Origin of the sequence: Streptomyces sp. NPDC047886, assembly GCF_043204435.1 — a bacterium.
Classification (GTDB): Bacteria; Actinomycetota; Actinomycetes; order Streptomycetales; family Streptomycetaceae; genus Streptomyces.
In genome coordinates this window covers 208915-221208 of record NZ_JBIDCF010000003.1, presented here as the reverse complement: position 1 = coordinate 221208, position 12294 = coordinate 208915, and the positions used below count along the sequence as shown (strand labels likewise).

Annotated in this window: 12 protein-coding genes and 1 tRNA gene; 8 read left to right on the top strand and 5 right to left on the bottom strand. The window is 69.3% G+C overall.

Features of this window, described 5'->3' with window-relative positions; genetic code table 11:
• Positions 1 to 232 precede the first annotated feature (232 nt).
• A complete protein-coding gene (gene arsM / locus ACGF5U_RS12550) occupies positions 233 to 1048 on the top strand; it encodes an arsenite methyltransferase (protein WP_392710031.1) in 816 nt (271 codons plus the stop codon).
• Between the two features lie 1353 nt (positions 1049 to 2401).
• Here arsM and ACGF5U_RS12545 read toward each other — a convergent pair.
• Both ACGF5U_RS12545 and ACGF5U_RS12540 read right to left on the bottom strand, forming a co-directional pair.
• Positions 2402 to 2569, bottom strand: a complete 168-nt coding sequence (locus ACGF5U_RS12545) for a hypothetical protein (RefSeq protein ID WP_392710030.1) — start codon at positions 2567 to 2569, stop codon at positions 2402 to 2404.
• A 46-nt stretch (positions 2570 to 2615) separates the two neighbouring features.
• Positions 2616 to 2972: a PRC-barrel domain-containing protein gene (locus ACGF5U_RS12540; RefSeq protein WP_392710029.1), complete on the bottom strand. Its 357-nt coding sequence runs from the start codon at positions 2970 to 2972 to the stop codon at positions 2616 to 2618.
• Positions 2973 to 3500: 528 nt separating this feature from the next.
• Here ACGF5U_RS12540 and ACGF5U_RS12535 point away from each other — a divergent pair.
• The 3 genes from ACGF5U_RS12535 (at position 3501) to ACGF5U_RS12525 (ending at position 6850) form a co-directional block, all read left to right on the top strand.
• A complete protein-coding gene (locus tag ACGF5U_RS12535; protein ID WP_392710028.1) occupies positions 3501 to 4799 on the top strand; it encodes an ice-binding family protein in 1299 nt (432 codons plus the stop codon).
• 316 nt (positions 4800 to 5115) lie between these two features.
• Entirely contained in the window at positions 5116 to 5721 is a 606-nt protein-coding gene (locus tag ACGF5U_RS12530) for a DUF5819 family protein (protein WP_392710026.1), read from the top strand.
• Positions 5708 to 6850, top strand: coding sequence for an HTTM domain-containing protein (locus tag ACGF5U_RS12525; RefSeq protein WP_392710025.1), 1143 nt, complete (start codon positions 5708 to 5710; stop codon positions 6848 to 6850). The genes ACGF5U_RS12530 and ACGF5U_RS12525 overlap by 14 nt, the downstream gene beginning before the upstream one ends.
• 160 nt (positions 6851 to 7010) lie before the next feature.
• Here the strand turns inward: ACGF5U_RS12525 and ACGF5U_RS12520 are convergent, their stop codons facing one another.
• Both ACGF5U_RS12520 and ACGF5U_RS12515 read right to left on the bottom strand, forming a co-directional pair.
• On the bottom strand, positions 7011 to 7277 hold the full coding sequence (locus ACGF5U_RS12520; RefSeq protein WP_392710024.1) for a hypothetical protein: 267 nt from the start codon (positions 7275 to 7277) through the stop codon (positions 7011 to 7013).
• A gap of 297 nt (positions 7278 to 7574) precedes the next feature.
• Positions 7575 to 8126, bottom strand: coding sequence for a DUF5994 family protein (locus ACGF5U_RS12515; RefSeq protein WP_392710023.1), 552 nt, complete (start codon positions 8124 to 8126; stop codon positions 7575 to 7577).
• 276 nt (positions 8127 to 8402) lie between these two features.
• Between ACGF5U_RS12515 and ACGF5U_RS12510 the strand changes: the two genes are divergently transcribed.
• Together ACGF5U_RS12510 and ACGF5U_RS12505 are read left to right on the top strand one after the other, a co-directional pair.
• Positions 8403 to 8897 (top strand): DUF5994 family protein, encoded by a 495-nt coding sequence (locus ACGF5U_RS12510; RefSeq protein ID WP_392710022.1) that lies wholly within the window; start codon positions 8403 to 8405, stop codon positions 8895 to 8897.
• 656 nt (positions 8898 to 9553) lie between these two features.
• Positions 9554 to 10246, top strand: a complete 693-nt coding sequence (locus tag ACGF5U_RS12505) for a hypothetical protein (RefSeq protein ID WP_392710021.1) — start codon at positions 9554 to 9556, stop codon at positions 10244 to 10246.
• A 391-nt stretch (positions 10247 to 10637) separates the two neighbouring features.
• On the opposite strand, the gene ACGF5U_RS12500 is transcribed toward ACGF5U_RS12505, so the two are convergent.
• A tRNA-Gly gene (locus tag ACGF5U_RS12500) sits at positions 10638 to 10711 on the bottom strand.
• Between the two features lie 474 nt (positions 10712 to 11185).
• Here ACGF5U_RS12500 and dcd point away from each other — a divergent pair.
• Both dcd and ACGF5U_RS12490 read left to right on the top strand, forming a co-directional pair.
• Positions 11186 to 11761, top strand: a complete 576-nt coding sequence (gene dcd, locus ACGF5U_RS12495) for a dCTP deaminase (RefSeq protein WP_392710020.1) — start codon at positions 11186 to 11188, stop codon at positions 11759 to 11761.
• 2 nt (positions 11762 to 11763) lie between these two features.
• Entirely contained in the window at positions 11764 to 12273 is a 510-nt protein-coding gene (locus tag ACGF5U_RS12490; RefSeq protein WP_392710019.1) for a phosphoribosyltransferase, read from the top strand.
• Positions 12274 to 12294 lie beyond the last annotated feature (21 nt).

Below are 12294 nucleotides of genomic sequence, written 5' to 3'. Positions count from 1 at the left end.
GGGGGTGCGCAAGGCCCAGGCCGCTGCCCTGGGCCTTCAGCGTCCACATGCCCTGGTGCCTCGCCCTGCCGCCGTCATGCCGGGGCGCCGACGGGGACGCCTCGGGTCGCCCACGCCCGGCCTCGCGCCGGCGCCGGGCGCCATCCGGTGATTCGACATACTTCTATGTTGACATCCATCGATGTCGGAGAGATTCTGATATCGGCAGGAATCGAATCAAGGAGGGCGTGGTATGAGCGAGCAGTCCATGGAACTGCGCGAGAAGGTCCGCGTCGGGTATGCCGCGGCGGCTCTGCGGGTCACCGAGGGGGCCACCGCGTGTGGTGGGCCGGGCACCACGGAAGCCGACGGCGACTTCGGCGCCGGGCTCTACGAGGCGGAAGACCGCGACTCGCTGCCCGCGGAGGCGGTCGCCGCCTCCCTCGGCTGCGGAAACCCGCTCGCCGTGGCCGAACTGCGCGAGGGCGAGCGCGTACTGGACCTCGGCTCGGGCGGCGGGATCGACGTGCTCCTGTCCGCCCGGCGGGTGGGGCCGACCGGCAAGGCGTACGGGGTCGACATGACCGAGGAGATGCTGGCGCTCGCGCTGGCCAACGCGGAGAAGGCGGGTGCGGCCAATGTCGAGTTCCTCAAGGGCACCATCGAGTCCCTGCCGCTGCCTGCGGGCACGATGGACGTCGTGATCTCCAACTGCGTGATCAACCTGTCCGTCGACAAGCCCGCCGTCTTCGCGGAGATGTTCCGGGTCCTCGTGCCAGGCGGGCGCATCGGGGTCTCGGACGTGGTCGCGGAGGACCGTCTGACGCCCGAACAGCGGGCCGAGCGCGGCGACTACGTGGGGTGCGTCGCCGGGGCGCTGTCGATGGGCGAGTATCGGCGGGGCCTGCAGGACGCCGGGTTCACGGAGGTGGAGATCGTGCCGACGCATGAGGTGGCCGACGGCATGCACTCCGCCATCGTGCGTGCGGTGAAGCCCGCGACCGGCACGCCGCCGCTGCCGGCCGTCGAGGCGGCACCGGCCTGTGGGGGTACGTCCTGCTGCGGATGAGCACGCGGCCCCCGACGCGCACGGCACCAGGGCCCTGACACTCGGGGTCTGGCACTCGGCGGAGCCCGAGGGGCTCCGCCGCATCCGCGAGATCCTCGCCCGCACCGTCCCACCGTGTCCCCGGTCCCGCCCCGGCCCCGCCCCGCGCCGGTCGGGCGCGGGAGCGGGGTGCGGAGGCGACGGAGGGTCAGGGGGCGGCGAGGTACCGCTCGGCGTCCAGGGCGGCCTGGCAGCCGGTGCTCCGCTCGCAGCGCTGTTCGCGCACTCGTCCACCGGTGGCAGGATCGAGAGCGGGAAGTCCAAGAACTCGAGGTCGGGGATTCCTACTGGATCGTCGTTCATGAAGACCGCACCGGGCTCAGCTTCCACGTACCGCCGAATCTGCCGGACGCGGCGCTGCAAGCCCTGATCGACACTGACCTCAAGGCCCTCGCCGCCCCACCCGAGGGCGATGCCAGTGTGGTCATCAGCTGGAACGAGCAGACCCGGACGTGGCGTCGCAGCATCCGCCCACGGCCCGCAAGCGCCACCGACGGTCCTTGAGCCCTTTCCCGCCCCACGCTGATACGTGGTGTCAGGACGAGGACGGCCCGCGCCACGTCGGCGATGCGGTACGAGAGAGCGCCGACGAACACGTGCTCCACCTCGTCGAACCGCTCCGTCCACCGGTGAAGGAGCGCCGCCTCGTCGGCGATGAACAGATCGTCGCAGGAGCGGTCGCCCCGGTGCGGCCCTGCGGGGATGTCTCCCTCTGGGCGCGGGCGCGGGCGCGGGCGCGGGTGCTTGTCGAGGAAGATCTTCGCGTTCGCGCCTGCGGGGGAACGTTCCTCTGTCGGGAGTGGTGCGGATCACGCAGCCCCTCACCCGCATGCGGAGGCGGCACTGTCCCCGCGCCACCTAGATGGTGCGGGCGGGCTCGGCGGCCCCTGAGGCGGCCAGACAACAACAAGGCCCCGGGCCGATGGCCTGGGGCTTCACTTCGGAGCGGGTGACGGGAATCGAACCCGCGCTCTGAGCTTGGGAATCAACGGCTCCTCCCGGCTTGAGGGCCTGTGTGACCTGCGGAAACGGCAGGGCTCGGTGTGATCGGAATGGCATCGCCGCACCGCTCATGACCGGTGTTGACCGCGCTGAAGGGCACGGATGGGGCACGAGCGTGGATAAATCGGAGTTCTGGCCCCTCGTGGTCGATCGTGTGTCGCGTTGACCGGCAACGTTGATGGGCCCGCTGAGGCGGTTACGAACGCGAGCGAGCGAAGGCGGTGAGGCGGTCGACTGTGCGGTAGCGGTCACAGCGACGAGGGACCTGGCGACTACGTCGGCCAAGCGGGTACCCATGACGTCGAACCGGTGTCATCGGACGCGGCGCCGGCCTGAGCTCTTGGAGCGCACTGCGATGAACACCACCTCGGCCACGACGATCACGATGCCGATGATCAGGAGGTAGACCAGGCCCTCCACCACCACGCCGATGATTCCCAGGATGACGGCCGCGAGCAGCAGGAACAGGAGCCATGCCATATCGAGAGCACCTCCACCGGTGTGTCTACGGCGCGGACACGGTAGGTCAGCGGCGCGCCAACTGCCGTTCGCCGTGGGTGCCGGGCTGGTAGGCCAGGTCGTAGTGCTTGAAGACCGCTTCCTCCTGCTCGGCGGGCAGGATGTCGTCCGTGCCGATGGCAGGGGCCTTCTTCACCAGTCCCTTGGTGTGCGCGACCTTGACGTAGTCCGGTCCCAGAACGGCCTCGCCGAGCGGGACGAAGACGAGGTGCTGGCGGGTGGGTAGCCCCGTGCGGATGGTGGCCATAGCCGGTTCGTCGGTGGCGGTGTCGACGTAGATCGCTTCGAGGACGCCGATCTTGCGGCCCTTGGGGTCGATGACGTCGTGGCCACGCCACTCGCGGATATCGGCTGAATGGATCATGCCCTACTCCCTGCGGGCGCCACGGTGCCGGTTACACGACCCCGGCGTATACACACCGGGGTCGCCCTTTCGGGCCGGTCGCACGTGAGAGTGTGCCGACCCACTCCCAGGTTAAGCCTCGTGCGCGTTTCCAGCATCAGGGATCGTTCACTGCCATCAGGGTCGCCTGGTGTGCGGGAACGGCCTTCGACTGGCCTCAGCCCCGTGCCCTTCCCCCTCCATGAGCCAGATGCCCGGGTGGCGGTGCGCGTGACCGTCGCCTGCCCGCGAGGGAGTTCTCGACGCACCACGCCTTCTCTCTGCCGCGCTGCCCTTCGCCCGCCCGGCGAACTCCGGACGGAGGTCTCTGCCGTCCAGCCGATTATTCATATATTCCATGATGCGTATGGTGGGCTCTGGCGGAAACGCCCCGAAGGGCCGCAATAATGGGGAATTTGTCTGCGTAATATGCGGCCGTCAGAATGGGCGATTCTGGACGGCCCGGAATTTGCCGATCACGCCATCATCCCCTCAGGAGCTGGCTTCTCCATGACACTGGACATCCATGACGCGCCTCAATGGCGCAGAACATCTGCCTGGTTGACAGCGGCGCTCGCGGTGCTGGTCGCCGCCGTCGTCGTGGCAGTGACGCCGACACGGGCAAACGCGGTCGCCTTGCCCGTACCTCTGGGAACCGCCGACAGCTTCGCGGTTCTGGCCGGTGAGTCGGTCACCAACACCGGGCCTTCGGTCATCACCGGAGATGTCGGAGTGCACCCCGGGACGGCCATTTCCGGTTTCCCCCCGGGGCTGGTGAACGGGACGTTCCACTCCGCGGACGCGGTGGCCGCCGGTGCCAAGAGCGACCTGGTCGCGGCGTACAACAACGCGGCCGGACAGTCCTCGGACGGCGCACTTCCTCCGGACGCCGGCGGTTTGACGCTGGTACCGGGCGTCTACACGGCGTCGTCCACTCTCGGCCTCACCGGCACGCTCACCCTGGACGGCGAGAACAACCCCGATGCCATCTGGGTCTTCCAGGTCGGTTCGGGCCTGACGACGGCTTCCAACAGCAACGTGAGCCTCATCAACGGCGCCTCGCCGTGCAACGTGTTCTGGCAGATCGGCAGCTCCGCCACGCTCGGTACGAACTCCGACTTCGTCGGCACCATCATGGCCATGACGTCGATCAGCGCCACCACGGACGCGGACCTCGTCGGCCGGGCGCTGGCCCGGAACGGGTCCGTGACGCTGGACACCAACACGATCACCCGGCCGGCGTGTGCCGGGGACACCAACGGCGGGACCACCACGGGCGGCACCAACGGCGGAACCGCCACGGGTGGCGTGATCGCCGGCACGACTGGCGGGACGAACGGGGGCACCACCGGAGGCGTCGGCGGTGTACTCGGCGGCGTGACGACGGGCGGCGGCACCGGTGGCGCTGTCGGTGGAGTGCTTGGTGGAGTGACCACGGGTGGCCTGATCGCGGGCACCACGGGTGGCACGACGGGCGCGACGATCGGTGGTGTCACGGGCGGAGGCCTTCCCAAGCCGCCCGGCAAGCCCGGCAAGCCCGGCAAGCCCGGCAAGCCCGGCAAGCCCGGCAAGCCCGGTGACGGCCATGGCGGCCACGACGACCACGGCAAGCCGGGCAAGCCGGGGCACGGGCACGACGACCACGGCAAGCCGGGCAAGCCGGGGCACGGGCACGACGACCACGGCAAGCCCGGCAAGCCGGGGCACGGGCACGACGACCACGGCAAGCCGGGCAAGCCGGGGCACGGCCACGACGGCAAGGGCGACCACGACAAGCCGGGCAAGCCCGGCGGTTACGGCGACAAGTGAGCTCCCGTACGCAGTGGTAGGCGCGGCGTTGAGTCCCGCACAGGTCCCTACGGGGTCTGAGCACATGTGCAGGCGCCCGCATACGTGAGTGGGGCGCGTGGCGCGCGGCGGATCGTCTTCGATTCCGTCGCGCGCCACGCGTGGAATCCGGAAGAAGCGGAAAACAGTCGGGATGGGAAGGCCGGGTGGGGCCGTGCTGAGCGACGTCGAGCCAGCGGAATCGAAGGAATCGGAGCACCTGAGAGCCGGACCGCCTGAAAGTGGCCGCAGCGGCACGCCTCCTGCTTCTCATGGTGGTTCAGGAAAGGCGAGTCGCTTGCTGAAGGCGGCCACAGGGGCCGCCGTAGTCCTGTGCCTGATGACAACGCTCGTTCATGTGGTCCTTGTCTTTCTCCACGTGGCGCCTGCGAATACGATCTCGCAGCAGTACGGCAAGCAGATCAACGCGTGGGTGTTTCCGGTATTCGAGCAGAATTGGCGACTCTTCGCCCCGGACCCCGAGTCGGTCAACCGGCAGATCTCGGCGAGGACCATGCGAACCGCTCCTCACGGCACCGTGCAGGTGAGCGGCTGGTTCGACCTGAGCGGCGCGGACCGGTCCACGATCGAGCACAACCCCTTCCCGAGCCATACGACGCAGAACACGCTGCGCCGAGCCTGGAGCTCCTACCTCGAAACCCTCGGCGGCGACGACCGGCCACGCTCGGAGCGGGCCGTGATGATCCAGCGGTACCTCCGCAACATCGCGGCGGATCGCGTCGCCGACCTGCGCGGCGGCTCCTTCGACGCCATCCAGCTGCGGGTCGTCACGCAGCCGGTCGGCCCCCCCGGCCCGGCAGGGAACAGCCGTGCGGCCGCCGCGGCGCCCGTGGACACCCGTTACCTGCCCTGGTGGAAGGTGGCCCCGCATGGCACCGACTGAGCCGACCCCGACCAGGGCACCCGCCCCGTCGAAGTGCGACACCGAGGGAGCGGGCACGCGCCCAGCGACGCAGCGAACGCTCGACCGCATCTCCGCGTTCTTCGCCCTCCTGATCGGGCAACCGGTTTCTCTGTACGCGGCGGCGGTGCTGCGTATCGGATACGGCCTGCTCTACCTCGTCTTCCTGTTGCGTGAGTTTCCGCACCGCGACGAGATCTGGGGGCCCGGTTCGCCGTGGACGCCCGCGCTGGCGAGGCAGCTGTTCGACCAGACGGGCTGGGCCAGCATTCTCACCCTGTCCGACAGCCGCGCCTACTTCGAGGTCTGCTACGCCGTGGCAGTCGTCACGTCCGCGCTGTTCATGCTGGGCTGGCGCACCAGGGCGGTGTCCGTGCTGTTCGCCCTCGTGGTCGCCTCCTTCCACGCCAGGGCGATCCTCATGACGGACGGCGGTGACAACCTCATCCTCCTCATGGCCGTGTACCTCGTCTTCACCGCCTGCGGCCGCCGCTGGTCCCTCGACGCACGCAGGGCCGGGCTCGGCTCGGCGGCGGGGAGAGAAACACACCGTTCTCCCCAGGCGGCGGGCGAGTTCCGGCGCCATCTCAGCGACGCCCGTCTGACAGTGGTCACCGTCCTGCACAACTGCGGGATGTTCGTCATCGCCGCTCAGGTCTGCTTCCTCTACGGTTCCGCGGGGCTGTACAAGGTGCAGGGTGGCACCTGGGGCAACGGGACCGCCCTCCACTACGCCCTGAACCTCCACCTGTTCCAGCCCTGGCCCGCGCTCTCCCGGATGGTCGACAGCCATGAGGTACTGATCGCCGCCGCCTGCTACCTGACAGTGCTGCTGCAGGTCGCCTTCCCGTTCGTCCTGTTCGGCAGACTCAAGTACCCCGTCCTGTGCATGCTGCTGATCATGCACGTGGGCATCGCGGTGCTCATGGGCCTGCCGCTCTTCTCCGCCGCGATGCTCGTCGCTGACGCTGTCTTCCTGCCGGACCGCTTCTACCGCTCACTGGGACCGCTCTGGCGACGTGCGGTCCAGCACACTGGTGTCGGTGCGAGTGGAGCACCACCCAGGCCGGAACCCGGCCTCGTACCAGCGCAGTCGGGACCGGCCGGCTGAGGCCGGCACGAGGCGGGTCGGGGCACCGGCCCGCCCTCAGGAGGTTCAGACACAGCAACAGAGCGTCTGGCCTGTGGCCTGGAGCTTTCGCGTGGAGCGGGTGGCGATCTCTCCATCGCCGTGATCGAGTCCTTCGGTGCACGCGCGGGTCCGATGCTTCTCAGACCTCGTCGTCGTGGGTGCCGGTGCGGGTGGACGATCTGCTGGTGGTGAGCCAGGAGAGGGCGGGTTCCGCGGCGGTTTCGGTGTCGACGGTGAGGTGCAGCCGGGTGCCACCATCGGGAACGGGGTAGCTGCGTTGTTCCGTTCCGGCGAAGCAGCGGCGAATCACTTCGGCGACCGCGCGGGCGGCTTCGGGGGTGGCGGCGACGATACGGATGTCGGCGTGCCCTGCCTGCGGCAGCGCCTGGTTCTCGGCGGGGGACAAGACGGTGTGTTCCCTTCGTAGTACGAGCGAGGGGCCGGCGGGTGGGTTGGCCCGGGTGTCAGGCGCACCACCCGCGGCCCTCGGTCGGAGGAGTGGTCCGAGGTCAGCGCCAGGTGCCCGTGACCCTGCGGCTGGAGGCTCGCGCTGTCGACTTGGGGTGGCTGTGTGGGCCGGGTGGGCCGGCTGACGGCCGGGAAGGGGTCGTCGCTGAGATGGTAGGCCGCGATGGGTGCGCCGTGCTGGGCGCTGCGCCGGTGGATCACGCGCATGCCGAGCGCGAGCAGGGTTCCCATGTCGTCATCTCCGCGTGTTCCCCGGCAGGGAGATCATCCGCGCGCCCACGACCGGGTGCCGGAGGGGCCGGGCGGGCCCTCCGTCGGTCTCCCAGGCGTCCTCGCCGCTGCGGGCGTCCCGCAGACGGCGGCCGGTCGCGGTCTCGTCGGACATCAGCACACCGGCGGTGAGGGCGCTGCCGGGGGTCGCGGCAGCGGTCATCAGCCGGGCGGCTGCGGCGGGTTCGGTCCCGGGCGGGATCACCAGCAGGTCGCAGCGGCCGACGGTGTAGGAGAGAAGGATCACCTTGTCGGGGTCCTGTTCGGTGAACCAGCCCACGCGCACGGTGTGCCCGGTGGCGGGAACCTCGTGCGGGACGACGGGCCAGTGAGCGGGGTTCACCATGACGCGCGTGATGCGTCCGAAGCGGTCCTCCAGCGCGTCGACCAGGGCGGGAAGCTCCGCCTTGAGGTCACGTGAAGAGGGCCACCACGCGCCGTCCAACAGGCCGGTGAGGGTGGTCTTCGGTGTCATCGACAGGCGCGCGGAAACCAGGGGAGCGGTCGGGGTGGTCATGATTGCGGACCCGTCCCCGGGCCGCCCGTGGGCGGCCCAGTGTCTTGATCGCCGGAAACGACGTCCGCGTGGGAGCGGGTGTTCGAGTTACTCCCGGTATCTCCAGCATACTCCGCCCCGTAGCCGGACGAGCGCTTCTGACCAGGCCATTTCCGTTCGGGTGGGAGGCGTGCCCGTCCCGTGGGAGCGTCCTCACCGCCAACGCACGGAGTACCGTGGAACAGCGGCGGCTCGTCGTTGAGAGGTGCCGCCCCCCGTGCAGGCAGGTGAACCGCCATGGCCGAACCCGACACCCCCGTCCCCTCCAAGCTCCTTCCGGACGAGATCCACCAGGTGGTGAAGCCCGGCACGGCCCTGCTCAGGTTGCAGACGACGCACTCCCGCGAAGGCGTCCTGGACGGCGCGTGGTGGCCCCGCTCCCGGGACGTGACGGCCGAGCTGCCCGCCCTGATCCAGGTGCTCACCGGGCACCTCGGCCCTATCACGCGGGTCGGCCTCGACACCGCCGCCTGGGAGGAGGTCCCGACTCGCGTGGTCGTCGACGACCGTGTCGTCCACCTCGACTCCTTCCCCCTCGGCGACGACACCGTCCTCATCACCCGTGGCGACAGCGACCACTTCGCCCTGATGGTGGTGCCGCCGGACACGACACCCGATGCGGCACGGAGCGCCATGGCCCGTGCGGTCCGCGCGGACAACGTCACCCAGGCCGCCGAGATCCTCGTCGCAACGCTTCCCGAACCAGCGACCGACCGCGAGGATTCGACGTGATCCCGATAGCGGACGTCCGCGAATGGCGGACCCGCGACGTGCCGGGCACGCGGGGCCACAGGATCGGATGAGTCGAAGGCGATCCATGGCGACACCAGCACCGACGAGCCGGCCATGGCCACGGTCCGGGTCGGCCGACCACCCGGCACCGTCCGGTGTTCGCCCCCTGGACGGTGCGACGGTGGGGCCGGGCTATGTGAAGGACGCCCACGACGAGGCACAAGGCGCCGGTGAGGCGGTGCCCTTCAATCACCGAAAGAGAACCAGCTCAGGCAACGACTTCTGACTGGAGTACGAGGGCTCGAGGCGGGGCGGTCGAGAGGACCACCACGATCGCCGACGGCGGCTACTGCGGCACCGGACTGATCACCCCTACCACCGCAGGCGCAAGGGAAGTTGGTGGTCCGCCCAGATCTGCCCCGAGATGGCCCACCACGTCTTGCCTGACCTGGGGTTGGTGGGTTCGGACTCCGCCCCGTGGTGCGGTATCTCCGCCCTGGCCTCCACGACAGCCGTCCTCACCCTTCACCTGACCAGCTCAGAGTGAGGGTGGAAAAGGTCATTGGCAGCCCGCTGATCGGTGCGGGAGAATCTCTTGTCCGCGCCGGCCGTAGAGCGTCCGGCAGGACGACGACGCCACCGAGGAGGGGGACCCGATGGCTGAGGAGCCGCGGACTGCACAGGAGCGGGCAAGCCACGCGGCGATGGCTGTGGTTGACCGCTTGTTGCAGCGGGACTTCTGGGTCGACCGTGCCACGTTGCAGGACTGGCTGGACGATCTCGATTCCCACTGGCCCGAGGGCGAGCCTCAGCGCAACCGGGGGCTAGACCAACTGCACTGGGATCTGGGGAGTTCACCGTGGCCAGACCTGCGAGAGCATCCCGTCTTCCGGCACATCGCACCGTACGAGGACGGCAGACTCCCTGAACTCACCCTCAGGGCGGCGTCCGGTGGCTACGTGGTGATCGCGGCAGCGATCGGGAGCGCGGCGTTGCTCCCCTTCCTCCAAGCGCTCGCCACCCGGGCCGGCGAGCGCGCCTACGACTCCGCTCGCAGCGCCATTCGCGCACTCGTCCACCGGTGGCAGGATCGAGAGCGGGAAGTCCAAGAACTCGAGGTCGGGGATTCCTACTGGATCGTCGTTCATGAAGACCGCACCGGGCTCAGCTTCCACGTACCGCCGAATCTGCCGGACGCGGCGCTGCAAGCCCTGATCGACACTGACCTCAAGGCCCTCGCTGCCCCACCCGAGGGCGATGCCAGTGTGGTCATCAGCTGGAACGAGCAGACCCGGACGTGGCGTCGCAGCATCCGCCCACGGCCCGCAAGCGCCACCGACGGTCCTTGAGCCCTTTCCCGCCCCACGCTGATACGTGGTGTCAGGACGAGGACGGCCCGCGCCACGTCGGCCATGCGGTACGAGAGAGCGCCGACGAACACGTGCTCCACCTCGTCGGCGATGAACAGACGGTGCGGGACCGGTCGCCCCGGTGCGGCCCCGCGGAGACGTCCCCTCTGGGCGCGGGCGCGGGCGCGTGCGTGGGCTTGTCGAGGAGGGTCTTCGCGTTTGCGCCGGCGGGAGGAACGTTCCTCTGTCGGGAGTGGTGCGGATCACGCAGCCCCTCACCCGCATCGGGAGACGGCCCTGTCCCGGAGATGGGAGCACGCGGAGGCCACGGCGGCCCCTGAGACGTCCAGACAACAAGAAAGGCCCGGGTCATCGACCTGGGCCTTCGTCGTGGAGCGGGTGACGGGAATCGAACCCGCGCTCTGAGCTTGGGAAGCTCATGTTCTACCATTAAACTACACCCGCGCGGCGGCCGGAGGTTCGGGCCGCATCGTCGCTCACTGTACCTCATCGCAGGCCCCCGGTGTATCGCGCCGCGGGGCCCGCGTGTTGTGTGGTGGGGGTGATCCGGGCTCGGGGGGCGGGAGTTGGGGCGTAGGGTTGGTGCCCGGAGTGCCGCCTGGAGCGGTGTCCTGTTGATCCCCTAATGTGGCTGTCTCGTCCACCGCTTGTTGGGGAAAGGGCTTGATGGACTCCATGGAGCGCACCGTCGTCCGCTGTGCCGAAGGGCACGTTTTCAGTACCGCTTCGTTCCCGATGCAGCAGCTCGGAGCCGGTCGGATCGGGCCCGGGCGGCTCATTCGGTGTCCGCGCTGTGCGCGGCTGCGGCACGCCGTGCCCGTGACGCTCGCGCGGCGGTAGCGCGGCGCGGTCGTGGTGGGAGGCGCGCGGAGTCCGTCCGATTGGGGCGGGCCCGCGCGCTCTGCGTATCCTCGGGGCGTGCTTCTCTCAGACAAGGACATCCGGGCCGAGATCGACGCCGGGCGGGTGCGGATCGACCCGTTCGACGAATCCATGGTGCAGCCCTCGAGCATCGATGTGCGGCTGGACCGCTACTTCCGGGTGTTCGAGAACCACCGCTACCCCCACATCGACCCGGCTGTCGAGCAGGCGGATCTGACGCGGCTGGTCGAGCCGGAGGGCGACGAGGCGTTCATCCTCCACCCCGGCGAGTTCGTGCTGGCGTCGACGTACGAGGTCATCTCGCTGCCCGACGATCTCGCGTCCCGGCTGGAGGGGAAGAGTTCGCTGGGGCGGCTGGGGCTGGTCACCCATTCGACCGCCGGGTTCATCGACCCCGGGTTCTCCGGGCATGTGACCCTGGAACTGTCGAATCTCGCGACTCTGCCGATCAAGCTCTGGCCGGGTATGAAGATCGGGCAGCTGTGCATGTTCCGGCTGAGCTCGCCGGCGGAGTTCCCGTACGGCAGTGAGCGGTACGGCTCCCGGTACCAGGGGCAGCGCGGGCCCACCGCCTCGCGGTCCTTCCAGAACTTCCATCGGACGCAGGTGTGAGCATGAGTGACGTACGGGAGAACCTGACGTACGAAGGGTTCGGGCGTGCTGTCCGCGAGCTCGCCCAGACCATCGCCGACGACGGCTACGAGCCGGACGTCGTGCTCAGCATCGCCCGCGGCGGGGTCTTCGTCGCCGGTGGGCTCGCCTATGCGCTGGACTGCAAGAACATCCATCTGGTGAACGTGGAGTTCTACACCGGAGTGGGCGCGACGCTCGAGATGCCCGTCATGCTCGCGCCGGTTCCCAACGCGATCGACTTCAGCAACAAGAAGGTCCTGATCGCCGACGACGTCGCCGACACCGGCAAGACGCTGAAGCTGGTGCACGACTTCTGCCTCGACCATGTCGCCGAGGTCCGCAGCGCCGTCATCTACGAGAAGTCGCATTCGCTGGTGCGGTGCGAGTACGTCTGGAAGCGCACCGACGAGTGGATCAACTTCCCCTGGAGCGTGCTGCCCCCCGTGAGCAGGTCGGGCGAGGCGGCGAAGCCGAACAAGGAAGCGCTGTAGGCCGGACGTCGTCCCGTGCGG